26 protein-coding genes are annotated in these 26,222 nt (G+C 73.0%); 10 read left to right on the top strand and 16 right to left on the bottom strand.

All coding sequences use genetic code 11. The features are described from left to right. The first annotated feature begins 33 nt into the window (after positions 1–33). The 4 genes from AC0HI0_RS35945 to AC0HI0_RS35930 all read left to right on the top strand — a co-directional run bounded on the left by AC0HI0_RS35945 (position 34) and on the right by AC0HI0_RS35930 (position 5,957). The gene (locus AC0HI0_RS35945) at positions 34–990 is read left to right on the top strand and encodes a prephenate dehydrogenase (RefSeq protein ID WP_480927928.1); all 957 of its coding nucleotides are present in this window, start codon (positions 34–36) and stop codon (positions 988–990) included. A 10-nt stretch (positions 991–1,000) separates the two neighbouring features. Further along, positions 1,001–2,773 (top strand): fibronectin type III domain-containing protein, encoded by a 1,773-nt coding sequence (locus AC0HI0_RS35940; RefSeq protein WP_480927927.1) that lies wholly within the window; start codon positions 1,001–1,003, stop codon positions 2,771–2,773. 56 nt (positions 2,774–2,829) lie between these two features. Further along, the gene (locus AC0HI0_RS35935; protein WP_480927926.1) at positions 2,830–4,644 is read left to right on the top strand and encodes a fibronectin type III domain-containing protein; all 1,815 of its coding nucleotides are present in this window, start codon (positions 2,830–2,832) and stop codon (positions 4,642–4,644) included. Between the two features lie 131 nt (positions 4,645–4,775). Then, entirely contained in the window at positions 4,776–5,957 is a 1,182-nt protein-coding gene (locus AC0HI0_RS35930; protein WP_480927925.1) for a thiolase family protein, read from the top strand. 1,108 nt (positions 5,958–7,065) lie between these two features. Here the strand turns inward: AC0HI0_RS35930 and AC0HI0_RS35925 are convergent. The 4 genes from AC0HI0_RS35925 to AC0HI0_RS35910 form a co-directional block, all read right to left on the bottom strand. Then, positions 7,066–7,662: a putative glycolipid-binding domain-containing protein gene (locus AC0HI0_RS35925; protein ID WP_480927924.1), complete on the bottom strand. Its 597-nt coding sequence runs from the start codon at positions 7,660–7,662 to the stop codon at positions 7,066–7,068. A gap of 23 nt (positions 7,663–7,685) precedes the next feature. Continuing rightward, positions 7,686–7,859, bottom strand: a complete 174-nt coding sequence (locus tag AC0HI0_RS35920) for an antitoxin (protein WP_480927923.1) — start codon at positions 7,857–7,859, stop codon at positions 7,686–7,688. A gap of 340 nt (positions 7,860–8,199) precedes the next feature. Further along, positions 8,200–9,393 carry a thioester domain-containing protein gene (locus AC0HI0_RS35915; protein ID WP_480927922.1) on the bottom strand — a complete coding sequence of 398 codons (1,194 nt, stop codon included), beginning with the start codon at positions 9,391–9,393 and terminating at the stop codon, positions 8,200–8,202. Positions 9,394–9,816: 423 nt separating this feature from the next. Then, positions 9,817–11,028 (bottom strand): DNA cytosine methyltransferase, encoded by a 1,212-nt coding sequence (locus AC0HI0_RS35910; protein ID WP_480927921.1) that lies wholly within the window; start codon positions 11,026–11,028, stop codon positions 9,817–9,819. Between the two features lie 85 nt (positions 11,029–11,113). Here AC0HI0_RS35910 and AC0HI0_RS35905 point away from each other — a divergent pair, with 85 nt between their 5' ends. Next, the gene (locus tag AC0HI0_RS35905) at positions 11,114–11,860 is read left to right on the top strand and encodes a hypothetical protein (RefSeq protein ID WP_480927920.1); all 747 of its coding nucleotides are present in this window, start codon (positions 11,114–11,116) and stop codon (positions 11,858–11,860) included. A gap of 26 nt (positions 11,861–11,886) precedes the next feature. Here AC0HI0_RS35905 and AC0HI0_RS35900 read toward each other — a convergent pair whose 3' ends face one another. Further along, positions 11,887–13,317, bottom strand: a complete 1,431-nt coding sequence (locus tag AC0HI0_RS35900; protein WP_480927919.1) for a hypothetical protein — start codon at positions 13,315–13,317, stop codon at positions 11,887–11,889. A 150-nt stretch (positions 13,318–13,467) separates the two neighbouring features. Then, entirely contained in the window at positions 13,468–13,680 is a 213-nt protein-coding gene (locus AC0HI0_RS35895) for a hypothetical protein (RefSeq protein ID WP_480927918.1), read from the bottom strand. Between the two features lie 117 nt (positions 13,681–13,797). Between AC0HI0_RS35895 and AC0HI0_RS35890 the strand changes: the two genes are divergently transcribed. Continuing rightward, positions 13,798–14,637 carry an NAD-dependent epimerase/dehydratase family protein gene (locus AC0HI0_RS35890; RefSeq protein ID WP_480927917.1) on the top strand — a complete coding sequence of 280 codons (840 nt, stop codon included), beginning with the start codon at positions 13,798–13,800 and terminating at the stop codon, positions 14,635–14,637. Between the two features lie 41 nt (positions 14,638–14,678). On the opposite strand, the gene AC0HI0_RS35885 is transcribed toward AC0HI0_RS35890, so the two are convergent. From AC0HI0_RS35885 to AC0HI0_RS35875, 3 genes are read right to left on the bottom strand one after another with little or no spacing between them, the layout of a single operon-like run. Then, the gene (locus AC0HI0_RS35885; RefSeq protein WP_480927916.1) at positions 14,679–15,443 is read right to left on the bottom strand and encodes a hypothetical protein; all 765 of its coding nucleotides are present in this window, start codon (positions 15,441–15,443) and stop codon (positions 14,679–14,681) included. Further along, positions 15,430–15,741 (bottom strand): hypothetical protein, encoded by a 312-nt coding sequence (locus AC0HI0_RS35880; protein WP_480927915.1) that lies wholly within the window; start codon positions 15,739–15,741, stop codon positions 15,430–15,432. Before AC0HI0_RS35880 ends, AC0HI0_RS35885 begins: the two co-directional genes overlap by 14 nt. Before the next feature lies 1 nt (position 15,742). Next, on the bottom strand, positions 15,743–16,582 hold the full coding sequence (locus AC0HI0_RS35875; RefSeq protein ID WP_480927914.1) for a hypothetical protein: 840 nt from the start codon (positions 16,580–16,582) through the stop codon (positions 15,743–15,745). A gap of 234 nt (positions 16,583–16,816) precedes the next feature. Between AC0HI0_RS35875 and AC0HI0_RS35870 the strand changes: the two genes are divergently transcribed. Beyond that, the gene (locus AC0HI0_RS35870; RefSeq protein WP_480927913.1) at positions 16,817–17,131 is read left to right on the top strand and encodes a hypothetical protein; all 315 of its coding nucleotides are present in this window, start codon (positions 16,817–16,819) and stop codon (positions 17,129–17,131) included. Here the strand turns inward: AC0HI0_RS35870 and AC0HI0_RS35865 are convergent. Beyond that, on the bottom strand, positions 17,014–17,910 hold the full coding sequence (locus AC0HI0_RS35865) for a ribonuclease Z (RefSeq protein WP_480927912.1): 897 nt from the start codon (positions 17,908–17,910) through the stop codon (positions 17,014–17,016). The genes AC0HI0_RS35870 and AC0HI0_RS35865 overlap by 118 nt on opposite strands. A 17-nt stretch (positions 17,911–17,927) precedes the next feature. Here AC0HI0_RS35865 and AC0HI0_RS35860 point away from each other — a divergent pair, with 17 nt between their 5' ends. Continuing rightward, the gene (locus AC0HI0_RS35860; RefSeq protein ID WP_480927911.1) at positions 17,928–18,752 is read left to right on the top strand and encodes a serine hydrolase domain-containing protein; all 825 of its coding nucleotides are present in this window, start codon (positions 17,928–17,930) and stop codon (positions 18,750–18,752) included. Between the two features lie 51 nt (positions 18,753–18,803). On the opposite strand, the gene AC0HI0_RS35855 is transcribed toward AC0HI0_RS35860, so the two are convergent. From AC0HI0_RS35855 to AC0HI0_RS35830, 6 genes are all read right to left on the bottom strand, one after another. Then, complete coding sequence (locus AC0HI0_RS35855) at positions 18,804–19,784, bottom strand: NAD(P)-dependent alcohol dehydrogenase (protein WP_480927910.1); 981 nt, start codon at positions 19,782–19,784, stop codon at positions 18,804–18,806. Beyond that, the gene (locus AC0HI0_RS35850) at positions 19,781–20,005 is read right to left on the bottom strand and encodes a helix-turn-helix transcriptional regulator (protein ID WP_480927909.1); all 225 of its coding nucleotides are present in this window, start codon (positions 20,003–20,005) and stop codon (positions 19,781–19,783) included. Before AC0HI0_RS35850 ends, AC0HI0_RS35855 begins: the two co-directional genes overlap by 4 nt. A gap of 5 nt (positions 20,006–20,010) precedes the next feature. Further along, positions 20,011–20,430: a hypothetical protein gene (locus AC0HI0_RS35845; protein WP_480927908.1), complete on the bottom strand. Its 420-nt coding sequence runs from the start codon at positions 20,428–20,430 to the stop codon at positions 20,011–20,013. Positions 20,431–20,586: 156 nt separating this feature from the next. After that, complete coding sequence (locus tag AC0HI0_RS35840) at positions 20,587–21,984, bottom strand: S8 family serine peptidase (protein WP_480927907.1); 1,398 nt, start codon at positions 21,982–21,984, stop codon at positions 20,587–20,589. Positions 21,985–22,320: 336 nt separating this feature from the next. Further along, positions 22,321–22,773, bottom strand: coding sequence for a hypothetical protein (locus tag AC0HI0_RS35835; protein WP_480927906.1), 453 nt, complete (start codon positions 22,771–22,773; stop codon positions 22,321–22,323). 109 nt (positions 22,774–22,882) lie between these two features. Then, positions 22,883–23,755 (bottom strand): AraC family transcriptional regulator, encoded by an 873-nt coding sequence (locus AC0HI0_RS35830; RefSeq protein ID WP_480934462.1) that lies wholly within the window; start codon positions 23,753–23,755, stop codon positions 22,883–22,885. 173 nt (positions 23,756–23,928) lie between these two features. Here AC0HI0_RS35830 and AC0HI0_RS35825 point away from each other — a divergent pair, with 173 nt between their 5' ends. Beyond that, complete coding sequence (locus tag AC0HI0_RS35825) at positions 23,929–25,008, top strand: aldo/keto reductase (RefSeq protein ID WP_480927905.1); 1,080 nt, start codon at positions 23,929–23,931, stop codon at positions 25,006–25,008. Positions 25,009–25,251: 243 nt separating this feature from the next. Then, on the top strand, positions 25,252–26,142 hold the full coding sequence (locus tag AC0HI0_RS35820) for an alpha/beta hydrolase family protein (protein WP_480927904.1): 891 nt from the start codon (positions 25,252–25,254) through the stop codon (positions 26,140–26,142). The last annotated feature ends 80 nt before the right edge of the window (positions 26,143–26,222 follow it).

The raw sequence follows: 26,222 nt of genomic DNA, 5'->3' as shown, positions 1-26,222 counted from the left end.
GGGATCGGGTGCCGCCGCCGGCAGGATGTCCCCGTGCGTGACGTGTGCGTGGTCGGACTGGGGTTGATCGGCGGCTCGGTGCTGCGCGCGGCAGCGGCGGCGGGCCGGGCCGTGTGGGGCGCGACGGCGTCCGAGCAGGACGCGGAGGTCGCGCGCGGCGACGGGTACGCCGTGACGGGCCTCGCCGAGGCGCTGGACCGGGCGCGCGAGCAGGACGCCTTGGTCGTGGTGGCCGTGCCGCTGCCCAACGTGGAGGACGTGCTGCGCGCGGTGCCCGCCGGCGCGCGGCTGACCGACGTGGTCAGCGTGAAGGGGCCGGTGCGGGACCTGGTGGCGCGGCTCGCCCCCGGCGCCCGGTACGTCGGCGGCCACCCGATGGCGGGCACGTCGTCGTCCGGCTGGGCGGCCGGCCGGACGGACCTGTTCCGCGACGCCGCGTGGGTGGTGTCGGCCGAGGACGGGACGGACGTGGACGTGCTGACCGACGTGATCGGGCTCGCGCTGGCCACCGGGGCGCACGTCGTGCCGGCCACCGCCGACGAGCACGACGCGGCGGTGGCCCGGATCTCGCACCTGCCGCACGTGCTGGCGGCCGTGCTGGCCAGCGTCGGCGCGGACGGCGGGCCGCTCGCGCTGGCGCTGGCCGCCGGGTCGTTCGGCGACGGCACCAGGGTCGCGGGCAGCCGGCCGGAACTGGTCCGCGCGATGTGCGAGGGCAACCGCGCGGCGCTGCTGGACGCGGTGGACGACGCGCTCGGGCGGCTCGGCGCGGCGCGCGGCTCGCTGGCCTCGACCGGCGGGCTGGCCAAGACCATCGAGGCCGGGCACCGGGCCCGGCTCGCGCTGGTCGAGCAGCAGGAGGCGGGCGGCGCGGAGCTGACCGTCGACCTCACCTCCCCGCAGGCCCTGGCGGCGCTGCGGGCGCTGGGCGCGCGCGGGGGGCGGGTGGTTGGGCTGAACGGCAGCACCGCGCTGGCGCGCACCTCCTAGAGTCGGGCGGGTGGAGCGCGGCAAGTTCGTCGCCTGGATCGGCGGCCTCGCGGTGATCGCCGGCGCGGTGGTGGCGCTGCGCAACGAGTCCGCGCCGCCCGTGCCGCCCGAGTACACCCGGTCGCTGGACCGGCGGGTCGAGTACGTCTCGGACACCGCGTCCGCGCGGGAGCCGACCGACCTGCGGCTCAGCGCGCTGGACCGGACCAGCCTGCGGGTGGACTGGACGGCCACGGGCGGGGTCGCGTACGGCGGGTTCGAGGTGCGGTGGGCCGACCGGGTCCGGCTGGTGCAGGCCACCGAGACCGAGCTGACCGGGCTGGACGCCAACGCCGAGGTCGCGGTCGAGGTGCGGGCGGTCGACGGCCTGGGCCGGCGGTCCTCGCCCGCCGTGGCGAACGCGGTCCCCCGGCTGCTCCACGACCAGGGGTGGGCCGACCGGCTGGTGCAGCCGGTGGACGTGTTCGACGGCCCGGCCGCGCTCGGCCCGGCCCGCTGGCGGGTGTTCGACGGCGGCAACGCCGACTGCCTGGGCCTGCGCCCGCTCAACGGCAAGCGCCTGGAGATCGGCTGCGACGTGCTGGACCTCCAGTCCAACGTGCCGCTGCGGCTGACCTCGCCCGGTCCGGACGGCGCGGTCGGCCGGGTCGTGCTCGCCACCGACGGCCCGGACACCGCCAGGTCCGGCGACGGCGAGGTGGTGCTCGCGCTGCTGCCCGAACCGTTCCCCGACGTCGGGCGGCTGACCCGGCCGTACCCGCCGGGCGCGCTGGTGCTGCGGATCACCTCGTCCGGGGCGGTGTTCGACGTCGGCGAGGGCGTGCCGGCGACGACCCGGGTGGTGCCGATCAGCGGTACCTCACGGCCGCCCACCCCGGGCGTGCGGCACCGCTGGGAGCTGCGGGTCCTGCCGGACGCCGTGGTGGCGCTGCGCGACGGCGAGGCGCTGGCCGCCGCGTCGGTCGCCGTGCCGTGGTCGGTCGCCCGGCCGCGCCTGGCCTTCCGCAACGCCCGTGGCACCGGGGTCGACCTGTTCGGCGTCGGCGGCGAGCCGGCGGGCCCGGTGCCGTCCTCGGTGGTGCCGCTCGGGCTGGGCGCGGTGCAGTCCGAGACGATCGCCCTGGGCACGGTGCCCGCGCCCCGGCTGGCGGGCGGCACGTCGGCGCGGGTGACGGCGGCGGTGATCGCGGTGAGCGGCGGCGACGTGCGGGACGTGCCGATCACCGTCGAGTTCGGCGGGCGGACCGCGCCGGCGGCGTTCATGGCCTCCGGCGGGTCGGACAAGTCCGCCGTGCTCTACGCCGACTTCCCGCTCACCGGACCACCCGCCGACGCCGAGGTCAGGCTGCGCGGCACGCGGAAGTTCCTGGTCAACGACTCGCACGTGGTGGTCGCCGACGGGCCGGACGCCCGGCGTCCGCTGCCCCGGCTCACCGACCGGGACCTGCCGGACGCGCGGCCGGCCCCGCCGCACCTGGTCGTCGTGCACGACACCGGGCCCACCGACGTGTTCCCGCGCGGCGGCCGGGCGCGGCTGGTGGTCGAGCTGCTCGCCGGACCGGTCCGCGAGGTCGCCGCGATCAAGGGCGTCGAGGTGGAGCTGGACGACCGGCGGATCGTCACCCTGCCCATCGGTGGTGCGGTCGGCGGACGGTACGAGTTCCTCCTGGACCTCGCCGATCTGCCGACTGGCCGACACCGGGTGGCGGTGCGGGTGGTCCCGGTGGCCGAACGCGCCGGTGTCCAGACCGCTGACCAGTCCTTCGAGATCGGCGCGGGCTAGATATCGGGTGCGCAACGGCTAGTGACCGCGATCACCCGGACGCATAGCTTGACGCCATGGACCGTCGCCGGATCGCCGTCATCGCCGCCGGCCTCGTGCTGTTCGGCGGGGTGGTGGCGGTGCTGCGCACCACCGGCACGGGCGCCCCGGCCGCCAAGTCGAGCACGTCTGCGCCGCCGCCCACCTCGCTCGCGCCGTTCGCCGCCGAGGGCGTGCTGGTGCCGACGCCCGGCGCGCCCCCCAAGACCCCCGCCGACCTGCGGGTCGTCGCCGGACCGGGCCGCGTCCAGCTGTGGTGGACCGGCGACGCGCCCGGCTACGAGGTCGCCTGGGGGCGGGACGGGAAGATCGACCGGCACCGGCTGATCGCCCAGTCCGCGACCCAGCTCGACGGGCTGGACGACGGCGCGGAGTACCAGGTCGAGGTGCGCGCCGTGGACGCGTACGGGCAGCGCTCCGAGCCCGCCCGGGGCCGGGCCGCGCCCCGGGCGACGCGGTCCGGCGAGTACGCGCTGCTGGACCTGTTCGACCAGCCCGACGCGCCCGACCCGGCGCGCTGGCGGCTCGCCGTCCGGCCGAACTGCGCCCGCGCCACCCCCGGCCGGGACGACGACGGCAGGCGGCTGGTGATCACCAGCAACTGCGCGGCGGCCCCGGCCGTGCTGCGGTCGCGCACGCCGTTCGTGCTGCGCGACGCCGACGACCTGGGCCGGTTCGTCGTGGAGACCGACGCGCCGGGCGCGGACGGCGAACTCGCGCTGGACCTGGTGCCCGGCCCGGTGAGCACGGTCGCCGGCGACGGCCTGCCGCCCGGCGCGATCCGGCTGCGGGTGGCGTCGGGCAACGGCGCGACGACCGCCGAGGTGCTGACCGCCGACGGCGCGCCGACCACGGTGGTGCGCGCGGTGCCGGTGCTGGACCAGGGCCTGACCCACCGGTGGGAGCTGGCGCTGCGGCGCGACGGCGCGCGCGTGCTGCTCGACGGCGAGGTCGTGGCGACCAGCCCGGCCGTGCCGACGTGGGCCGAGGCGACCGCGCTGGTGTCGGTGTCCGGGCCGACCGGCCAGCGGGTGAACCTCAGCCTGGCCGCGTTCGACGCCGCCCCGGCCACCGCCCCGCCGGCGGTGCCCGCGCCCGAGGTGCGGGTCGTGGTGGCCGCCGAGCCCGCGCCGGTCAAGACCACCCCCATCGCCGGCGTGGCCGGCGGGCAGCTGCGGATGTCCCTGCTGCACTCCGACGAGTCGGCCGCCGCGCCGGAGTTCACCGCCGTCGTGGGCGACCAGCGGGTGCCGCTGAGGCCGGCGGTGCCCGGAGCGCCGTGGCGGGCGGGCGTGGGCTACCCGGTGGTGGCCGACCTGCCGGCGGCGGCCCTGGTGCGCGACGGGGACCACGTGCCGGTCACGGTGGTGACGCCGCTGCGCGTGCAGGCCACCCACGTGGACCTGGAGCTGACCGCCGCGCCCGGTGCGCCTCGGGTGAGTGCGGCCAGCGCCGAGCGGACGCCGTTGAACGGGGTGGAAGAGGTCTTGGCGCGGGCCGACGGCGCGGTGCTGGACGCGTCGGGGAAGCCGGTGCCGGACGGCCTGCCGATCCAGCGCGGCCGGGTGGTGTTCGACCTGGTGCTGGACGGGCGGTCCGGGCAGCGCGGGACGGGCCTCGCGGGCCTGGCGGGGTTCACGGTGAGGCTGGACGGGGACCGCGTGGCCACCGTGCCGACCAACCTGGGCGGGCCGGGTGTCGCGGGCAGCTACCGCCTGGCGCTGAACACCGGCGGCCTGTCGTCGGGGCCGCACATGATCGAGGTACGCCTGTTCGGCACCGACCCCAAGACCCGCCCCGCCTCCGCTTTCGTCTCCTTCTCGGTCGACTAGCTGCCGGGGGTTGCACGCGCGAATGCCTCGCGTCCCCCGCCGGGCACGCCCCCTGTCCGCCCGCCTCTTCTGCCCACATTCCGGCCACGTGGCCGGGGGCCGGCCGCGCCCAGCGGTGTCAAGATGAGGCAATGCACCGCCCGCTGATCCTCGACGCCGCCCGCACCCCGTTCGGCCGCTACCGCGGCGGGCTGTCCGGGGTGCGCGTGGACGACCTGGCCGCGCTGCCGATCACCGAACTGCTGCGCAGACACAACATGGACCCCGCGCGGGTGGACGACGTGCTGTACGGCAACACCAACGGCGCGGGCGAGGAGAACCGGAACATCGGCCGGATGGCGGCGCTGCTCGCGGGCCTGCCGCCGACCGTGCCCGGCGTGGCGGTGAACCGCCTGTGCGCGTCCGGCGGCGAGGCGATCGTGCAGGCGGGCCGGACGCTCGCGATGGGCGACGCCGACCTTCTCGTGGCCGGCGGCGTCGAAGGCATGACCCGCGCGCCGTTCGTCGTGCCACGCGCGGAAAAGGCGTTCGCGGATCGCATGGAGTCGGTCTCCACGGCCCTGGGCTGGCGTCTGGTGAACCCCCGGATGCGTGCCGAGTGGACGGTGCCGCTGGGCAAGGCCGCGGAGGACGTCGCGGTGGCGCTCGGCATCACCCGCGAACAGATGGACTTGTACGCCCTCCGGTCCCACCGCCGGGCGTCGGCGGCGTGGGATGCGGGCGTGCACGAGGGTTTCGCGTTCCCCGTGCAACTGCGCGACGGCGCGGCGGTCCGACGCGACGAGTCCGTGCGACCCGAGACTTCGTTGGAAAAACTGGGGAAGCTGGCATCGGCCTTCTCCGACACCGGCCCGGTGACCGCCGGCAACTCCTCCCCGCTCAACGACGGCGCGGCGGCGGTCCTGATGGGAACCGAGCAGGTGGCCGCGGACCTCGGCATCACCCCGCTCGGCGAAATCCTCGGCAGCACCGTGACCGCCGACGAACCGCACCGCTTCACGCTCGCCCCGGTCGCGGCCATCCGAAAACTGTTGGCCCGTCTACGAATCTCCGGCGCGGACGTGGACCTGTGGGAGATCAACGAGGCGTTCGCGGCGATGGCGCTGTCCGTGCTGCACCACCTGCCCGAGGTGGAACGCGAGAAGGTCAACGTCCACGGCGGCGCGATCGCCTACGGACACCCGTTGGGCGCGTCGATGCCCCGCGTCGTGGTCGACCTGTGTCGCCACCTGCGTGCGCGTGGCGGCGGCCTGGGGATCGCGGCCGCGTGCGTGGGTGTCGGACAGGGCATGGCGATCGCGGTCCGCGTCTAGCGCCGCGCCGCACACTGCCCGCCTGTACCTCGCGTAGCTTCGCACCCACGGCGATTTCCGACCCCACGGCGACCTCGGCACCGCAGCGGCCTACGGCACCACAGCGACCTACGCCACCACAGCGGCCGACTCACGCGCCCACTACGCGACTTCCAGCCAGCACAAGACCTCCAGCCACCACACGACCCTCAGGCAGCGGCAATTCCCGCCCACGACTGGGTTCCCGGCGACGGGTGATTCCCGACAGCACGTGATTCCTGGTAGCAGGCGGGTTCTGACAGCAGGTGATTCCCCGCAGCGGGTGATTCCTGGCAGCGGGTGATTCCTGGCAGCGGGTGATTCCTGGCAGCAGGCGGGTTCTGGCAGCGGGTGATTCCTGGCCTGTACGCGAGCCCGGGATACCGGGCGGCCTCCGGCCAGCGGCGGCTCCCACCGCGCACACGCACTCCTGCCCGCAACGCACGCACCGTCCGCAGCCCGGATCCCGGCCGTCGCGAGAGCCCGCCCCATCGCAAGCACCCGCCCCATCGCGAGAGCCTGGCCCATCGCGAGAGCCTGGCCAACGTGGGACTCCTGCCCACCACCCGCGTGCTGCCATCGCGCGAGTCCCGACTGACGTGGGTCCAGACCTACATGGGGTCGGAGCTGACCGGGTCCGAGCTGACCGGGTCCGAGCTGGCGGGGTCTGGGCTGTCCGGGTCTGGGCTGTCCGGGTTTGGGCTGTCCGGGTTTGGGCTGACCGGCTCCGAGCTGGCGGAGTCCGAGCTGGGGTCGAAGGTCCCGATGGCCTGTCGTTCCGGGCCGTCATGGGGCTCCGGCAATCGCGCGGGCAATCACGCGCGAGTCCGGCAGGCGGGAGGGTTGCGAGCTGGCGCGTGTGGGCGAGGGCGGCGGGTGGCTGGGGGTGGGCTGTCGTTGCGTCGTGCGGGGCGTTGCGGGGTGGGGCGTGGCGGGGGTGGGTGCGGTGGCTGGGTGGTTCGGGGTGACCTCATACTTCACCGAGTATCGGGAACAGTGTTTCCGTACCCATTCATGTTTTGACCACCCGGTTGTGCGATGTGTGCTCGCCGGGCGTGCGGGTGAAGGGGCCCGTCAGGGGCCGTCGGGGTCAGATGCGGTGGGCGATTCGCGGGTAGTCGAGGACCAGGCCGGTCTTGTCGACTGTGATGTCCTGCTGGAAGTCGCCGCTCTCGAACGACACCACGGAACGGTCCTCGCCCACCGACACCGTCCGGTACTTCTGGCGCACCAGGCGCACCGACAGGTCCGGCAGCGTCACGTACACGACCGGCAGCTCCTGCTCGCCCGGCTCGTTCTGCAATCCCAGCCTGCGGATCGGGATCGCGTTGAACAGGACCGCGAACTGCACGTCCACGTCCACCGCGCCGTCGAAGTCCGCGCGTTCCGCGCCCTGCCCCGAGTCGACCAGCCACACGCCCTCCGACGACCGGGACACCGAGATCTGGCGCTCCTCGGACACCGTCGCCGTGCGCAGCAGCAGCCGGGTCACCGCGCCGGTCTCGCCGACCGAGACCTCGAACGACCCGCTGAACTGCTCGTCCGGTCCGGCCGACACCAGTCGGCCGGATGCCCGCAGCCTGCGTTCGGACAGCAGGAACCGGACCTGCTCCAGTCGGGCCACGTCGTAGCCCTGCCAGGTCACGATCTGCGCGGAAGGAGAGCGGGCCTCCCCCGGAGGGGCCACCCGCTCAGCCGTGTTGAACGAATTCACTCTCCACCCGGAAGGATGTCCTTGGCCTTCTCGGCCACGCTCTTGACCTGGTCTTCGTGGCCGAACTTGCCGGCGATGAAGTCGGCCGCGGCGTCGATGCCCTGGTCCACCTTCTCGTGGTTTTCCTCGGCCAGTTCGAGCGCCTTGTTCTTGATCTCGTCGAAGTTCATCGTGCTCCCTCGCACTCCTGACGCAGGCTACCCGAATCGACCTCGCGTCCCCAGCGGCAAACGCTACCTCCGGAGTGCGGCGATAGCCCAGCCGCCGCCCCGTCCGCCACTCGGCGCGTGGTCCCGACCAGCACGTTTCCGCCTCCGGTCACGGCCACGCCGACCGGTGCCGGACGTCCCGATCCGGTCGCGCACGTGACCGCACGCCCGGACGGGTTCGTCGTCCTGGACCTCCACGCAACGGGCTGGGCCGCGGCGACACGCCGCACAACGCGGAACGCCCCCTCCGGCGATGCCGGAGGGGGCGTTCCCGAGCCGAGCTGCCGCAGGCAGGTCGGTCTTACGCGGTCTTCTTGCGGCGCACGATGATCAGTGCGGCAGCACCGGCACCGAGCAGGCCGATGCCGATCAGCAGCGGCACGAAGATGGACGCACCGGTCGAGGCCAGGTCGTCGTCGTTGGTGCCGGGGCCGGCCGGGGCGGTCGTCGTGGTGGGCGCGACGGTCGTGGTCGGGGCGACCGTGGTCGTGGTCGTGGTCGGCGCGGTGGTCGTCGTGGCGGGGGTCTCCGACCACTTGACCTTCGCCTTGTCCTTGGCGTCCACGTCGGTCGGCTTGGCGATCACCAGCGACTGGGTCTTCTTGTTCCGGTCGCTGGCCACGAACAGGCGGCCGTGGTGCAGCTGCGCGGTGGCGTGCACGGTGAACTCCACCGAGCCGGGCTCGACGCCCTCGTCGACCTTGACGAAGATGTCGCCGGTCTTGGTCTCGGCGTTCGCCTGGACGTCGCCCTTCTTGACGACGTCGAGCGGGGTGCCGTCCTTGTCGGTGAAGGTGACGCCGTTGGGGACGCTCGCCTCGATGATGACCTTGTCCGCCGTCGTCTTGACGGTGAACGGGCCGATCAGCGTGCCGGCCTTGCCCTCAAGCTCCTTCGGGTCGATGGACAGGGTCGGGGCCGGCTCCTCGCCGATGCCGACGTTGTCCGGGCCGATGAGCTTCTTGTAGATCGCGAGGACGTCCTCGTCGATGCCGGCGGGCTCGTTGGACGCGTTCGACTCGTCCAGCGTGACCTCGTCGGTGAAGTGCCAGATCGCGGACTGGGTCGCCGCGATCAGCGTGCTCTCCTTGAGGTCGTCGATCCCGTAGCGGGTCTTGGCCTCGGCGAGCGACAGCGTCGGGTAGCTGTTGTGCAGGATCCAGTTGACCTTGGCCGCGTTCTCCTTGAACTTGGTGTCCGGGTTCGGGTGCTCGTTCCACGGCACCTCCTCCAGCGGCGTCCCGTCCATCAGCGGGGTCGGCAGCTCGACGCAGTACGCCGTGGCGGTCTGCTCCTTGCCGTTCTCGATGATCTTGAGGCCGATCAGCTCGGTGTGCACGCCGTCCTTGCGGACCGGCTCGCCCTTCTTGTTCAGAAGGTTCACGCCCATGCCGCTCTGGTCGGCACCGGGGAACGGCGTCACCTTCACGGCGTCGGCCGCGGCCGGCAGGGCGGACAGGAACAGGAGCGAGGCGCCGAGGACCGCAGCCCCCATGCGCTTCAGGGTCAACCGGGGTGCCATGTGTCTCCTTGAGGCTCGCTGGAAGCCCGTGGTGTCGTTCAAGGCGGCGGTCCTGGCCGGATCCGGCGGGCTGCACAGGTACAGGGGCGCGCCGACACCGGATGGTCAGGAATGGCCGGAACACTATCCGATCGAGTTACCCCCGAACGGGGACGGGGGACACTGTCCGTAGCACAGGTCCCGATCAGCCAAAATGGACCGCGTCCGTCCACTGTGGATGATCGAAGACCCGGTCGGAGCAGTGCGGACGGGGCTCCGAACAGCCGTTTCGACTGCCGTCGAACGGCCCGCACCGGGTGGACGTGAAATAGATCACCGCAGGTCAGGGCACGTATGACCCAGGCCACGTCGCAACTGGCGAGCCGAACCGACGCAACACCGTTGCGGAAAAGTGATCTACGCGACGAGTTCCGCCGCCGCCACCGGGCGGACGTCACCCACGCGCAGCGACGTCCCCGGAAGGCACAGGTCCTTGGCCGTGGGCGGCTGACCAGCGAGGATCCACTTGCACAGGGCCGCGAGCTGGAAGGACACCAACGGGGGAACGGCGTCACCCAGATGCCGGTACGCGTTGCCGATGATCGACACGTCGAACCGGAACTTGCGGGGGAAGCCCTGCAGCAGCGCCATCTCCCGGACCGTGCACAGCCGGTCCTGCTCCGGGTGCGCGTAGCGACCGTTGCCGACGTGCCCGCACTCCCGCTTGATGGTCCGCGCCGGCTCGTCCCACCACATCCGCCCGTAGACGTCGGGGTGCGAACCCCACTTCCCGTCCTCGATGATCTTGTGCTGGGCCGGGTTCAGCAGCTGCTCGGCCGGCGACCCGACCAGGTCGCCCCACGACCCGCCGTCCGCCGGGATGGCCTTCATCCGGTCCAGCGACCGGCCGCGCCGGAACGACGGCGACACGTGCATCGGGTCCTCGGGGTCGGCGTCGCCCGCCGCCACGAACGGCAGCTTGCCGATCGCCCGCCGCACCGTCACGGCCGCCGGGCGCACCTCCCAGCCCGCCCACAGGTCGTCCATGGTCCGCAGCGGCACGCCGCGGTCCACCGCGACCACCATGGCCCGCTCGCGCAGCTGGGGCAGCCCGAACCGGGACAGCATGTGCGAGGAGGCGTCCACCTCGTACCCGAGTTCGAGCAGCTGGTCGGCCAGCCCGTCGAGGTGGTGGCGCTGCTTGCCCTTCACCAGCTCGCGGGCGTTCTCCAGCAGCATGACCCGGGGCCGCAGCTCGGCCACGTACGCCGCGACCCGCCCGACCAGCGAGTTGCGCGGGTCGTCGCGCAGGTGGTTGGCGGCGGTGATCCGGGTGAAGCCCGAGCACGGCGGGCACGCCACCAGCACGTCCAGCTCGCCCCGCCGCAGCCCCCACACCTCGCGCAGCACGGCCGGGTCCAGCCGGCCCAGGTCGACCTGCAACGGGTCGACGCCGATGTTGTCCCGGTAGGTCCCGTTGCACCGCAACGACCCCAGCCGCGAGGACGGCTTGCCGATCTGCGCGTCCGCCGCGCCCACGACGGTGAAGTCGCGGTGCGCTTGGAACCCCAAGCTCATGCCGCCCGCGCCGGAGAACAGGTCGACAACCTTGTAGGAGGGTCCGCGCACGCCGATGATCGTACGACCTCGCCGGAACGATCCGTACCCGCGCCGTTACGCCGTTCAGCGGGACGGATCCGTTAGCTTCCCGCACATGGAGCTGCCACCAGCCTGGCAACGGCCGGACCCGTTGCGCGGCTTGGCCAAGACCCCGTGGGCCGAACTCGCCCGCGGGGAGGGTGTGGACGACCTCCTGCGCCGCACGGCGGAGGGCGACCTGGAGGCGTGCGGCGCGCTGGAGAGACGGCTGCTGGACGACGACACGGTGTCCGAGGCGAGCGTGCACGCGGTGCCGTTCCTGGTGGAGCTGGGCGCGAACTACAAGGTCCCCGGGGCGTCCCGCGATCGGGTGATCTTCCTGCTGGCCGCGATGGCGTTGGCGAGCGCGGGTTTCACCGCCGACGGCAAGCGCACCCGCCGGCGCTGGAACCCGCTGCGCCGCGAACTCCCCCGCGTCGCGCCGGACTGGATCACCCACACGCGGTACGCCGTGGCCAAGGGCGCGCCGAAGGTGTTCGACGCGCTGGGCGGCGCGGAGGTGGCGTGTTCGATGGCGCTGGCGATCGCGGTGCCCGAGGTGGCCCCGAAGCACGTCGTGGACGTCGCGCAGGGCATCGCGTTCGCGGGCACCCACCCGCAGGTGCTGGTGGAGGCCGCGTGCGTGGCGCTGCACCTGCTGCTGGACGAGGGCACCGACGACGTGTGGGCGCACGCGATCGCCCAGGGCGACCCGGACCTGTTGCACGACTACGAGAACGGGGTCTACCCGGCCCACCAGCCGGCGGTGGTCACCGCACAGCTGATGGGCTACCGCTACGCCTTCCAGGCCGCCTACGGCTAGCCCGGCGGAGTCCGGCGGGCGCGGCCCTAGGCGGTGACCGCGTCCAGCTCGACCACGGGGGCCGCCGCGACCTCGTCCTCGACCGGCACGGCGGGCTCCAGCGGGCCCATCGCGGTCTGCCACTCCTGGTCGGCCAGGGCGAACGCGGCCACGGTCAGCGCCACCACCGGGCGGCCCGGGGGCAGCTGGTCGGCGACGAAGTCCAGTTCCAGCCGCGCGCCCAGCGGCGAGGGCCGCAGCCGCAGCGCGCCGTGCGGGATCTCCTCGGGGTGGGCGAACCGGCACGACCACTCGGTGAACACGATGGGCCGTTCCACGGTCTCGGTCGGGTTGACCGCGCGGACGTTCGCGCCGACCGTGCCCTGCCGGAACTCGTCGGCCGCGTTGACCAGCAGCTCCTCGAACTCGATGGACGACACGCCCAGGTCGTGCCCGGCGACCAGGGCCACCTGCACCAGGGCCAGCGGGAGCTGCGGGAGGGCGTCCTCGAAGCAGGTCATGGCCCCGCCGTAGCGGGTGTTGATCTCGGTGGGCAGGAAGCCGTCGGCGGTGGCGATGCCGTCCAGGGTGAAGGTGCCCCGGTAGTCGACGGTCTCGCGCAGCCGCTCGCCGACCCGGCGGGCCAGGTTGCGCATCTCCTCGCGGATCCGGGCCGGCGGGTCGTAGTAGGACGCGCAGCCCGCGTAGAGGAACCGGGCCTGGCCGGCGCGGCGCGGGACGACCATCTCGATCGGCCGCAGCACGGCGGTGCCGTCCGGGAACACGATCCCGTGCACGCTCACCGGGATGCCCTCCAGGAACGGCATCACCCGGACGAAGTCGCACTTGGGCCCGAGCACCTCGAACGCGTCCAGCGCCTCCTGCCGGTCGCGGACCCGGCGCACGAAGTTCGCGCCGCCGTTGATGGCGGGCCCGTCGCCGGACCACACCACGCCCGCGCCCCGGTCGAGTTCGAGGGTCGCCTGCCAGAGGCCCTCGAAGTCCAGGTCCAGCACCACGGCGGGGGCGCGCGGGGCGGACAGCTCGTCCCACAGCGCGTCGATCGTGGTCTTGTTCTCCAGTTCCACCCATTCGGGGCGGCGGGCGTTGAGCACCGGCCGGCCCGCGAATTCCGGGGTGTGCACGTAAGGCGTGCTGATCACCAGCGCGTCGCCGGTCGGGTCGAAGTCCGCGAGGACTTCCCGGACCCGGCGGTTGGGCGAGGTGAGCAGCCGGGTGAGCCGGTTCTGCTCGACCGCGACGAAGCCGCCCGCGATGCCCAGCGACACCCAACGCGCCACGTCGGAGTCGTGCAGCGGCGCGTGATCGTCCGTCGACAGCACGAGCGTATGGCGAGCACCGAGCTGGTGCAGCTCACCGGCGCGGGTACTCAGCCGAGTACCGCCCGCGAGCACGACCAGCCGGTCGCCGAACAGGGTGCCGAGGCGCTCTTGGAGCGCGGAAAGGACATGATCCATCGCCGAGAACTCGCTTTATGAGAAGCAGACGAGACAGCCGGCGAGCGCCGGGTGCCACGAACTGTAGAGGCAGGCGAGTGGGATGGCCTAGCACGGTCTGGCAACGACCGGATGAAACTTGCCGATGGCGGCGGGCACGGCCGCGCGAGATCATCGAGCGGCGTCGCGAAGTACCTGGTCAACCCCGTTCAGGAAGGCGCGGCGGGAGTTCGCCTTGAGCGACGGGAGGGTGAGGCCGAACAGCGTGTCGTCCAACGACGGGGGCGCGGCCGCGACGATGGCCGCGGCGGTCTCCAGGAAGCGTTGGCGCTTGGCCTCCTGGACGGCGTAGTCCGCGAGTACGCCCTCGATGCTTGTGTGCATGGCTGGATGCGGGTAACTCACTTGGGTTGTATCGGCCGGGCATGACAACACCTTTAGGGTCAATTTCCACCGGACCGCCGACACCCGTCCGGGTGGCCTCGTGCTGGGATGGCCGCCATGCGCGTTCTGGTCACCGGGAGCCGCGGCTACCTGGGGCGAAGCATTGGTGAACAACTCATCAACGCCGGTCACGAGGTCGTGCCGTTCGACGGGGACATCCGCACGGCGGACATCCCCTCTTCGGATGGTGTGATCCACTTGGCGGCACTGGCCCGAGTGCGGGAATCGTTCAACGATCCCCTCGCCTACTACGACGTGAACGTCGGCGGCACTCTCCGATTGTTGAAATCGGGAACACCGAGGTTCGTACTGGCGTCCACGGCGGGCGTTTACGGCACACCGCGTGGGCACGTGCTCACCGAGGAGCACCCGCGCGTGCCGACCAACCCTTACGCGGCCACCAAAGCCGCCGCCGAGGACGCCCTTACGTGGACCGCCCGAGCCGGCGGGCTCTCCGCCGTGACGCTGCGGCTGTTCAACCTCGCGGGCGGCGGCGACCGCGACGACACCCGCGTGGTGACCAGGGCGTGCGGGGTGGCCGCCGGCCGGTTGCCGCCGATGCAGGTCTACGGGGACGGGTCGGCGGTTCGGGACTTCGTGCACGTCGCGGACGCGGCGCGGGCGTTCGTGCTGGCGCTGGAGACCTGCGCGCCGGGGCACGAGGCGTACAACGTGGGCGCGACCCCGGCTTCCGTCGCGGACGTGCTCGCGGCGGTGCACCGGGTGACCGGCCGCGCGGTCGCCGTGGACCGCAGGCCCGCGCACCCCGGCGAGACCAGGGAGATGCGCGCCGACACCGGCAAGCTGCGGGCACTGGGCTGGCGGCCGGTCGAATCGGACCTGGACTCGCTGATCCGCTCGCAGTGGGCGGCGGAGGGTCCACACCGGACGGCGTGACGCGCTCCCGTGACCCGGCCCGCGCGGCCGGCCCCGCGCGGTCAGCCGGCCGCGAGGTGCTCCAGAGGGATCCGGTGCACCCGCTCGCCCGAGCGGAGCTGACCGAGCAGCACCTCCGTGCGCCGCAGGCGGTCCGCCAGGGCGGTCGGCGGATCGACCTGGGCCGGCTCGAACCGGATCACCTCCGGCGGGCCGGGATCGGCGTGGGCGGGGTCGGCGTGGGCGGGATCGGCGTGGGCGGGGTCGACCCGGGCCGGCTCGGCCTCGCCGGGGTCCGGGTCGGCGGGGTCCGGGTCGGCGGGGTCCGGGTCGGCGGGGTCCGGGTCGGCGGGCGCGACGGGTGCCGGCTCGGGGCGCGGCTGCGGGACCGGGGCGGGCCGGGGCGCGACGGCCACGGCGTCGAGTTGGGCCGCGCGCCGCACCAGCTCCCGGGCCAGCTCGGCCACGGCGTTGCGCTGCAGCTCGGCCAGCCGGCGCAGCTCGGCCGGGTCGTCTCCGTCCGCCTCCCACAGGTGCGGCAGCTGGTGGACGAAGACGCTGTAGCCCTCGACCCGGTCGGCCACCCCCTCGTGCACGGCCAGCGCGGTCCGCCACTCGCCGGTCAGCCGGTGCAGCGCGCCCGCGAACCCCTCGGACGCCTCGCCCTGCCAGTACACCGGGCGCAGGCCCGGCAGCCGGTGCGCGCCGTCGGCGAGCGGTTCGCGCTGCGCCGCCGTCGACTCGGCGAACGCGCGCACCCACCCGGCGTTGCCCGGCGCGGCGCCGAGCGGGTCGGCGCCGGCGGGCCCGGGGTCAGGGTTGGCCACTCCGCTCACCCCCACCGGGGAGCAGGCCGGCGACGTCCCGGTCCACGGCCAGGTAGGTGGCGGTGCTGTCGCGCAGCCCGGTCGCGGTCAGCCCGGTCTCCCGGCACAGCCGGTCCAGCGCGCCGCGCAGGCTGCGCTGGTAGACCTCGACGGCCGTGCGCAGCGGGTCGTCGGCGGGCAGCCGCGCGGTGTCGACGTCGAACTTCCACGCCACGTGGTCGCGCGCGGTGTCCGCGACGTCGTCGAGCTTCCCGGCGAGCACGTCCAGTTCGGCCGGGTCGACCCGGAACCCGGCCACCTCACACCTCCGCGCTCAGCCGGACGACGTCCTCGGGTGTCCAGTGGAAGCACGCCTGCAGGCCGACCGGGTCCACCACCAGGCCCACGCCGGGGTGCCGGGCCAGCGCGCACAGCACCTGCCGGCCGGTGGCCGACCGGACGTGCCCCGGCGGCAGGCCGGCCGCGCGCCGGTACTCGACCGGGCCGTCGGGCCGGAGGAACGCGCACAGGTACTCGCCGAGTTGCGGCGTCCGCACGGTGACCAGCCGGTCGTCCTCGGTGTCGAAGTAGAGCCGCTGCCCGGCCAGGTAGGGCTCCAGCAGCCGGGGGTCGGCGGTGTTGAACGCCTCGATCATCCGCGCGAAGAAATCGACCGGGGCTTCGACCGTGGTCGACCGGACCTGGCCGCGCCGGTAGTCGAGTTCGGCTCGCACGATTTCCCCGAGGTCCGCCTCGGCGGGCCGCGCGAACGTGTCGCGGCAGTGCGCGACGACCCGCCCGGCGAGCCGGTTGATCAATTTGTTGGTGGTGTTCGCGGCCCAGCCCCTGCCGCGCCGCGCGGCCAGCAGCTCCAATCGCCCCTCCAGGTTGCGGCCGAGCAGTTCCGGGTCGCGCGGGAGGTGGTAGCCGTAGCGCAGCACCTCCTGGTTGCGCGGGTCGCGGGTGATCTCGGTGATCGCGTGTTCGAGCCGCCACAGCACCTTGGCCAGCACCGTGACGTCGTCGTCGGCGCGGTCGAGGTCGAGCGGACCCGCCAGCGCGGTGTCCCGCAGGTCCCGCAGGTCGGACCGGCGCACACCTGGCCCCTTGTGCAACTGCATGGCGTTGGGCATCGACACCGACGTCTCCCGGATGCGCACGAGAAAGACCTGATCGGACTTGAATCGTAGCGGATCACGGCCCGTTTGATCATCCGGTTCGGCCGGCCGGGTAGTTCTTTCCGAAGAGTTTCCGCAATACTGCGGACGGCAATTCCTCGGCAATCACCGGGTGCCGCAATTTGCCCGCAGATTGCCTTTGTCGCGCTTTACAGCGCCCCCGACCCGCGTTTTGACTCGACTCGGGACCGTCCGAACAGCCCGAGGAGCACGCCGATGACCGCCCAGCGAGACCCGCGCGACCCGCGCACGTGGCCCGCCCTGCTGCACCGCCTGAGCACCGGTTGGGCCCCGCTGCTGCGCCTGCTGGCCGCGCTCGCCCTGGCGATCTCGATCGTGCTCGGCGCGCTGTGGCTGCTGCCCGAGGTGTCGGTCCACATCGGTCCGGTCGGTGTGGAGCGCCGGGGCCCGGCTCAGCCGTTGTCGACCCGCCGCCTGGGCACCGGCACGCGGTCCAGATCGGCGGCGACCACGACCTCGCCGTCGAACACCTCCGACGCCTCCGCGTGGAACAGCGCCGGGTCGGTGTAGCGCTGGGAGAAGTGCGTCAGCACCAGCTTGCGCACGCCGCACTCGGCCGCCACCCGCGCGGCCTGCGCCGCCGTGAGGTGGCCGTGGTCGGCGGCCAGCCGCTCGTCGACGTGGAGGTAGGTCGACTCGATGACCAGCAGGTCCGCCCCGTCCGCCAGCTCGAACACGCCGTCGCACAGCCGGGTGTCCATGACGAACGCGAACCGCTGCCCCGGCCGGGGCGCGCTGACCTGTTCGAGCCGCTCGGGGGTGAGGTCGCGGACCTCGCGGCCGCGGATGCCCAGTGCCGCCAGCCGCTCGGGCAGGATCCGCCGGCCGTCCGGCTCGACCAGGCGGTAGCCGTAGGTCTCCAACGAGTGGTCCAGCCGGCGGGCCTCCAGCACGCCGAACGGGCCGGTCGCGATCGGACCCGGCCCGGTGACCGGCAGCTCCCGCAGGTCGAGCACGTCGTAGAACGAGCTGGCGTGCCGCAGCCGCTCGAAGAAGTGCGCCCCGGACGCCGGGTAGTGCGCGTGCACGGGGTGTTCCGCGCGGTCCAGCGACAGCCGCTGCACGATCCCGGGCACGCCCAGGCAGTGGTCGCCGTGGAAGTGGGTCAGGCAGATCCGGGTGATGTCCCGCGCGGGGACGCCGGCCAGCAGGAGCTGGCGCTGCGCGCCGTCGCCGGGGTCGAACAGGAAGCCCTCGTCGTCCCAGCGCAGCAGGTAGCCGTTGTGGTTGCGGGTGCGGGTGGGTACCTGGCTCGCGGTGCCGAGCACGACCAGCTCACGTGGGGACACGTGGCAGAGTCTGCGCCATGGATAGCTTGCGCGTGGTGTCCGAGTGGCCGGTGGAGCACGCGGCCGCGGCCGTGGTCGACGCACAGGGCCGCGTGCTGGGCACGTCCGGTCCGGTGGAGCACCGGTTCCCGCTGGCGTCGGTGACCAAGCTGCTCACCTCCTACGCGGTGCTGGTCGCGGTGGAGGAGGGCGCGGTCGAGTGGGAGCGGCCCGCGGGCCCCGAGGGGTCGACGCTGCGGCACCTGATCGCGCACACGTCCGGGCTGGCGTTCGACTCGGCGGACGTGCAGGCCGCGCCGGGCACCAAGCGGATCTACTCCAACACCGGCTTCGAGGTGCTGGCCGACGCGGTGGTCGCGGCGAGCGGGATCCCGTTCGCCGACTACCTGGCCGAGGCCGTGTTCGCGCCGCTGGGCATGGCGTCGTCCACCCTGGACGGCTCGCCGGCGGCGGGCGCCACCTCCACCGTCGCCGACCTGGCCCGCTTCGCGGCCGAGGTGCAGAACCCGAAGCTGGTGTCGGCGGCGCTGGTGGCGGAGGCGACCACCGTGGCGTTCCCCGGTCTGCGCGGCGTGCTGCCCGGCTACGGCTCGCAGCGCGAGAACGACTGGGGGCTCGGTTTCGAGATCAGGGCGGCCAAGTCGCCGCACTGGACCGGCGCGGCGAGTTCGCCCCGGACGGCCGGCCACTTCGGCCAGAGCGGCACGTTCGCGTGGTTCGACCCGGACGCGGGCGCGGCCTGCGTGGCGCTGACCGACCGCCGGTTCGGCGAGTGGGCGGTGGCGGCGTGGCCCCCGTTCACCGACGGGGTGCTGGCCGAACTGCGCCGGATCGCGGGCTAGCTCGTCGGGCCGGGTCGTCCGGGCCGGGTTCGTCCGGGCCGGGTCGTGACGTCAGGTCGTGGGCCGGACGGCCACCACGGCCTGGCCGCGCACCCGTCCGCTGCGGACGTCCTCGATGGCCTCGGCGACCCGGTCCATCCCGTAGACCCGGTCGACGACCGGCGTGACCGCGCCCGATTCGATGAACTCGCGCATGGTCACCAGGTCGTCGCGGCGGTCCTTGTGCACCAGTGCCCGGACCTTGAACCCGCGCCACGGCGCGAGGAGCATCCCGCGCAGCCAGCGGTCGGTGCCCATGAACAGCCGCCCGCCCGTGCCGCCGACGAACACCAGCGTGCCGCCGGGTTCGAGCACCGAGGCGCACTCGCCCATCGTCGGGTTGCCGTAGATGTCGACCAGCACGTCGAACCGCCGGCTGATGTCCCGCAGCCCCTGCGCCCGGTAGTCCACGACCCGGTCCGCGCCCAGCGACCGCACCAGGTCCGCCTTGTCCGCGCCGCAGATCCCGGTGACGTGCGCGCCGAGCGCCTTGGCGATCTGCACGGCGTAGGTGCCGACGCACCCGGACGCCCCGGAGATCAGCACCCGCTGCCCCGCCCGCACCTTCCCCAGGTCCCGCACGGCCTGCAGCGCGGTGAACGACGCGATCGGCACGGCCGCCGCCTGCGTCACGGAGATGTTGCGCGGCTTGTGGGTCATCTGCCCGGCGGGCACCGAGACGTACTCGGCGAACGCGCCGCCGTGCCAGCCGAACACCTCGTCGTCGACCCGGAAGTCCGCCACGCCGGCCCCGACCCGGGCGACCGTGCCCGCGAACTCCAGCCCGAACACCAGGTTGGCCGGTCTTCGCAGCCCGGTCACGAACCGCGCGGCGTAAGGCAACCCGAGCACCAGGTGCCAGTCCGTACCGGACACCGGCGACGCGCCGACCCGCACCAGCACCTCGCCCGCCCCGACCTCGGGCACCGCGATGTCCTTGAGCCGCAGCACTTCCGCCGGAACCCCGTACCGCTCCTGCACGACCGCCTTCACGCTTCCTCCTCCGGGTACTGGAAGACCTCGACCAGCGGGACGCCGAACACCCGGGCGATCTGGAACGCCATCTCCAGCGTCGGCGAGTACTTGCCCTGCTCGATCGCGTTGATCGTCTGGCGGGTCACGTCGACCCGCGCGGCCAGCTCGGCCTGCGTCATCTCGCCGTGCGCGAACCGCAGGGCGCGGATGGTGTTGGTGACCTTCGTGGGCTTGCCCAAGGCGTTCAGAACCCCCGCCGGTAGGCGTGCAGCTTCACCAGCGAGCCGACCACCGCGCCGAGGGTGAACACGGTGTACATGGCGTTGGCGATCCAGAAGTGCCGCGCCTCGGCCAGGGCCAGCCCGAACGGCAGCACCATGCCGACGGCCACCAGCAGGCCGCCGAAGTACTCGCCGCGCCGGTCGATCTCCCGGTCCCGCACGTCGCCGCGGTGCCGCTCGCTCGGCTTGACGATCTCCAGCACCACCCGGCCGACCACGGCCAGCGCGACCGAGATGCCGATCGCCCACAGCAGCGCCCCCGCGTAAGGCGTGTCGGCCAGGTCGCGGCCGGTCGACAGGCCGGCCAGCCGGACCAGGTAGCCGGCGTAGGTCACCAGGCTCACCACCAGGTAGACCCACGTCCCCTTCTCCTCGTAGGACAACGTCCCCCCTCGATGTAAAGCATCTTTGACACGGCCAGTGTCAAGCAGGAGCGACACCATGTCAAGCATCTTTGACATCACCGGGGCGGGAACGCAGTCGTGCCGGGGTCGCCGTGGCGACCCCGGCACGATGGCGTGCGGGTTGGAGCTACCCGATCAGGCGGCCTTGCGGTGCCAGAGCACCTGGTTGGCCGGGCCGTACAGCACGACGTTGCCGTCGTTCTGCACCACGAAGTTCACGCCGATCGAGTTCGGCGTCCTGGTGGACCAGCGCGCCACACCGGTGTTGGAGTAGAGCACCACGTTGCCGTCGTACTGGAAGTACAGCCGGCTCGCGTCGGTGTTCCAGGTCTTGCTGGACCACTGCGCCGCGCCGGCGCGGTTGTAGAGCACCAGGTTGCCGTCGTTCTGGAGCACCAGCAGGTACTCGCCGTTGAACGACGTGCGGGACTGGCCGCGGACCAGCTCCTCACCGGGGTTGACCCGGTCCTGGCGCGCCCCGAGGGTCGGCAGGACACCCGAGTGCAGCAGGACGTTCGCGGTGCCCGCGGTCGGGTTGGTGATCTTGTCCTTGGTGCCGGCGTTCACGATCGCCGTGCGCACGGCGGCCGGCGTGGCCGTCGGGTTGCCGCGCAGGAAGATCGCGGCGGCACCGGCGACGTGCGGCGACGCCATGGACGTGCCGCTGCCCTCGACGAAGTCCGTGTCGCCGCTGATCGCCGCCGAGTTGATGTCGACGCCCGGCGCGTACAGGTCGACGCACGAACCGTAGTTCGAGAACGAAGCCTGCGCGTCGTTCACGTCCGACGCCGCCACCGTGATGGCGTCCGGCACGCGGGCCGGCGACTGGTTGCACGCGTCGGTGCTGGAGTTGCCCGCCGCCACGACGACCGTGACACCGGCCGCGATCGTCCGGTTGATCGCCGCGTCGAGGGTCGGGTTGGGCAGGCCGCCCAGGCTCAGGTTCGCCACCGCCGGCGCGACCTTGTTGGCCACCACCCAGTCCAGACCGGCGATGACGCCGCCGACCGTGCCGCTGCCCGCGCAGTCCAGCACCTTCACGCCGTGCAGCCGGGCCGCCTTGGCGACACCGACCGTCGCGCCGCCCACGGTGCCGGCGACGTGCGTGCCGTGGCCCTCGCAGTCGGTGTTGTTCGTGTCGACCGCGTTGAAGTCGAACGACGCCCGGCCGCCGAACTCGCTGTGCGAGGTCTTGATGCCGGTGTCGACCACGTAGACGTGGGTGCCCTCACCGTTGCCCTGGTAGGCGTACTGGTGCTCCAGCGGCAGGCTGCGCTGGTCGAGCCGGTCGATCCCCCACGACGGCGGGTTCACCTGCACGTCCGTCTTGCGCACCTTCTGGTCCTGCACCACCGCCGCGACCGACGGGTCCGCCGCCAGCGCCCGCGCCACGTCCTCGGACATGGCCGCCGCGAAGCCGTCGACCACGTGCTGGAACTGGTGGGTCACCCGCACGCCGTCACGGGTCGAGGCAGCCTCGATCCCCGCGCGGTCCTTGAGCACCACGATGTAGTTGCCCGCGACAGCGTCCACGCTGTCCGCGCCCGAGATTGTGCCCCCCTGAGCCGAAGCCGGTACCACGCTCAGCCCCACGATCGCGGCCGTGGCGACTCCCACACCGGCCAAACGTCTCCAGGGCGCGCCGAACTCTCCCATGCCTGGGTCCCCTCATGCAGGTACTGGACTACGAGAGGTTCGCGCGAACCGTGGTCAACTCTAGGGATTCGGGCGCAACCGCACACTCGCATTCCCGAAGATGATCCACCGGAACGGGAATTCCGCCCGTGCGGGCAGCCGAGTTGCTCCGGACAGCCGAACAATGCGTGCGGACCGCCGATCAACGAGCCGACTGTCAAGGCCCACAACGGGTTACGCCTGCCGCGGTGATGAGTCGGCGGTCGTCAACCGGCCCGACCGCACAACGCGACGGACGCGATTCCGGTGCGCCGCGTCGAACTTCTCGCGGGAAGCGGGATCCCCACCGTCCAAAACACCGTGCGTGATCGAGAATTCGACGCGCTTGGTGCGATCGGGTGTGCTGAACATGTACGACGTCACGCTCTGAGTTCCCCCGGTGTGGCCGAGCACCGCGCAGTCCGGGGTGGTGCCGCCCGCCCGGAACCTCCAGTCGGGAGAAGGCTTGCCGCCCCGCCCGAGTTCCGCGACCCCGGCGCTCCCGGCCCGGTCCCCGCGCCGGTCGTGCACCCGCACCACCACCCCGGCCCCGCCGGCCGCCACGACGTCGTCCATGGCCCGCCGCAGCTCCGACCTGTTCCCGGATGCCCGCGCGGAGTCGTCCGGCGAGTCCCCCGCCTGCCCCACCACGTCAAACCCCGGAAACCTCTCGGGGACAACAAGAATCTCGCCGGCACCCCATCGGGGCAGCGCCCACACCACCCCGCAGACGCGACCGTCGGGACAGCCGCCGCGCTCAGGGAAGGTGCGGCACGGCGTCGGCGCGCAGCCGGGCCGCGTCCTGGCCGGGCGGTGCGCCGAACAGCCGGCGGTACTCGCGGTTGAACTGGGACGGGCTGTCGTAGCCGACGAGGTGGCCGACCCCGGCGACGTCGCCGGGACGCGCGGTGAGCAGCGAACGCGCCTCCTGCAACCTGATGCGCTTCTGGAACTGCAACGGGCTCATGGCGGTGATCGCGCGGAAGTGCCGGTGGAACGCCGAAGGGCTCATCCCGGCCAGCCGCGCCAGGTCGGCGACGCGCATCGGTTCGGCGTAGTTGTCGCGGATCCAGGTGATCGTGCGGTTGACGTGCGCCAGGCCGCTGTCGGCCAGACCGATCTGCCGCAGCACGCCGCCGTCCGGGCCGGTCAGCACGCGCCACAGGATCTCCTTCCGCACCAGCGGCGCGAGCACCGGCGCGTCCATCGGGCTGGAGAGCAGGCGCAGCAGGCGGGCCACGGCGTCGAGCAGGTCGACGTCCGCCTCCCCGGTCGCCATCGCGGGCGGACCGGTCCTCACGCGCGTGCGCGGCGCCGGGGCCTGCGGCAGGAGCGCCGCGATGGCCGCCGGGCGCAGCACCAGGCCGACCGCGAGCGACGGCGTGGCCAGGTAGTGCCCGGTGACCGGCAGGTCGGCCGTGACGACGAGGTACTGCCCGGCGCGGTACTCGTGCACCTGCTCGCCGAGCAGCAGGCTCTTGCCGCCCTGCGCCATCACCACCAGCAGCGGCTCGGTGAGCGAGTAGTCCGGCGCGGCGGCGTCGACCCGGGACAGCAGCAGGCCGTCGACGGGCGTCCGCAGGTCGGGGCGCGCGTGGACGGCGATCCGGTCGCGGATCTCGGCCAGCAGGGCGGCGGTGGTGCGCACCCGCCCACGCAAGCACCCCGGACGGCCGCGAGCAAGCCCGTCCCGGGCGGAGTCGGCAGGATCGTGCAAGAACCCGCGCGGATCGAACTACCCCGGCGAGCGTGCCCGCGATGGGATGGAGAAGTCCCCCGATCGACCTCCACGAGGAGCACGCCATGCCACTGGACCACTACGTCACCCTCGGCCGCTCCGGCCTGCGCGTCAGCCCGTTCGCACTGGGCGCGATGACCTTCGGCGAAGACCCCGGAGCCGCCGGGTGCAGCGTGGCGGAGTCGGAGCGGATCCTGGACGCCTACCTCGACCGAGGCGGGAACTTCGTCGACACGGCCAACTTCTACACCAACGGGCACTCCGAGAAGATCCTCGGCGACTACCTCGCGGCCCGCCCCGGCCGCCGCGACCGGCTGGTGCTGGCGTCGAAGTTCTTCGCCAACATGCACCCCGGCGACCCGAACGGCGGCGGCGCGGGACGTGGGTCGATCGTGCACCAGCTCCACGACAGCCTGCGACGCCTGCGCACGGACCACCTGGACGTGTACTGGCTGCACAACTGGGACCGCAACACCCCGGTGGAGGAGACCATGCGGACGCTGGACGACCTGGTGCGCGCGGGCAAGATCCGCTACCTCGGCTTCTCCAACACGCCCGCGTGGGTGACCGCCCAGGCCCAGACCACCGCGCTCCTGCGCGGTTGGACGCCGTTGATCGCGCTCCAGGTCGAGTACTCCCTGCTGGCCCGCACCGCGGAGGGCGAACTCGCACCGCTGGCGCGGGACCAGGGCATGGCGCTGGTGCCGTGGAGCCCGTTGAAGAACGGCTTCCTGTCCGGGAAGTACCGGCGCGGCGAAGCGGTCGACTCGGCGCGGGCGGCGTACGTCGGCGGGCCGACCGAGGCGCAGTACGCGGTGATCGACGCCGTGCGGGCGGTCGCGGACGAGATCGGGACCGGCCCGGCGGCCGTCGCGCTGGCGTGGCTGCGGTCGCGGCCCGGGGTCGTCGTCCCGATCATCGGGGCGAGGCGGCCGGCGCACCTGGAGGACAACCTGGCGGGCCTGGACGTCACGCTCGACGCGGAACACCTGCGTTCGTTGGCGAAGGTGTCCGAACCGGACCTGGACTACCCCGCGCCGTTGAACGGCGCGATGCGCGCGATGCTCCAGTTCGCGGGCTCCACCGTGGACGGCGAAGAATCCGACGTGTACCCGCCCCTGCTGGCGAGCGACGTCCGCTATTGAGGACTGATCGGTTCCGACGTCGTTGCCTCCGCGCCTGGCGTGTCCGGCATTTCGGCCGATCAAGGGCGCGAACGTCTTGGCCGCGTCGCCCCGTATCTTGATTGACCCGCGCAGGACAATGGGCGTTGGGCGAGGCCGCGGAGGGATCCGGTACCTCGGAACGGAGCCGCCGGCACCGCGCCGGTGATCGTCGTCGGTGCAGGGGGAGTCTTGTCGGAGAACGTCACTTTCGCCAATGCCGGAGTGGTGCTGGCAGGTTCGCTGACCGTGCCCGACAGCGGCGCGCCGGTGCCGGGCGTGGTCATGGTCGGCGGGTCGGGCCCGTCCGACCGGAACAACGACACGCACTTCCCGCCGATCCGGCGGCACCTGGTGGACGCCGGGATCGCCGTGCTGTCCTACGACAAGCGCGGCGTCGGCGAGTCCTCCGGCGACTGGCTCGACGCGACGATCGACGACCTGGCGTCCGACGCCGCCGCCGCGCTGGACTTCCTGCGCGCACGGCCGGAGGTGCGCAGCGAGTCCACCGGGCTGTTCGGGCACAGCGAAGGCGGCTGGGTCGTCCTGCGTGCCACCACCCTGCGGACCGACGTGCCGTGGGTCGTCACCAACGGCGGCCCCGGCACGACCCCCGCCGTGCAGGACCGCTACGACCTGGCCAACGGCCTGCGGCGCAACGGGAACACCGACGACGAGGTCGAGGCCGCGCTGGCCGCGTACGACCGCGTCGTCGAAGCCGGCCGCCGCGACGCCGACTTCGCCGAGACGGTCCGGATCACCCAGTCCCCGCCGACCGCGTTCACCGAGGTCGCGGCCGAGGTGGACGAGCGCCTCTGGACGTTCCTGAAGCGCAAGCAGGACCACGACCCCATCCCGGACGCGCTGCGCCTGCGCTGCCCGCACCTGGCGATCTTCGGCGCGGCCGACCACGTCGTCCCGGTGGCCGACAGCGTCCACCTGTTCACCGCCGCCGCCTGCCACCCCGACCGAGACAGCCGGGCACCGCTGACCGTCGAGGTGTTCCCCGGCGCCGACCACCGCGTCCAAACCGACAACGCCACCCGCCTGGCCCCGGGCTACCTCGAAACCCTGACCCGCTGGATCACCGACCGGGCCGCCGACCAGGACTCCTGAACCCGTTCGTCACCAAGAAGGACGGCCACGCGTCTCCACGGAATGGGCGACGACGATTCAGGACGACGGCCGGGGTGAGG

This window comes from Saccharothrix sp. NBAS 001, from assembly GCF_056640475.1.
The sequence above is the reverse complement of the archived record's forward strand: the minus strand, read 5'-3'. Positions and strand labels throughout refer to the sequence as shown.

Coding starts and splice junctions, on each gene's coding strand:
- AC0HI0_RS35935 (WP_480927926.1), top strand. CDS start 2,830: ATGGACCGTCGCCGGATCGCCGTCATCGCCGCCGGCCTCGTGCTGTTC.
- AC0HI0_RS35930 (WP_480927925.1), top strand. CDS start 4,776: ATGCACCGCCCGCTGATCCTCGACGCCGCCCGCACCCCGTTCGGCCGC.
- AC0HI0_RS35920 (WP_480927923.1), bottom strand. CDS start 7,859: ATGAACTTCGACGAGATCAAGAACAAGGCGCTCGAACTGGCCGAGGAA.
- AC0HI0_RS35915 (WP_480927922.1), bottom strand. CDS start 9,393: ATGGGGGCTGCGGTCCTCGGCGCCTCGCTCCTGTTCCTGTCCGCCCTG.
- AC0HI0_RS35905 (WP_480927920.1), top strand. CDS start 11,114: ATGGAGCTGCCACCAGCCTGGCAACGGCCGGACCCGTTGCGCGGCTTG.
- AC0HI0_RS35900 (WP_480927919.1), bottom strand. CDS start 13,317: ATGGATCATGTCCTTTCCGCGCTCCAAGAGCGCCTCGGCACCCTGTTC.
- AC0HI0_RS35895 (WP_480927918.1), bottom strand. CDS start 13,680: ATGCACACAAGCATCGAGGGCGTACTCGCGGACTACGCCGTCCAGGAG.
- AC0HI0_RS35890 (WP_480927917.1), top strand. CDS start 13,798: ATGCGCGTTCTGGTCACCGGGAGCCGCGGCTACCTGGGGCGAAGCATT.
- AC0HI0_RS35870 (WP_480927913.1), top strand. CDS start 16,817: ATGACCGCCCAGCGAGACCCGCGCGACCCGCGCACGTGGCCCGCCCTG.
- AC0HI0_RS35860 (WP_480927911.1), top strand. CDS start 17,928: ATGGATAGCTTGCGCGTGGTGTCCGAGTGGCCGGTGGAGCACGCGGCC.
- AC0HI0_RS35825 (WP_480927905.1), top strand. CDS start 23,929: ATGCCACTGGACCACTACGTCACCCTCGGCCGCTCCGGCCTGCGCGTC.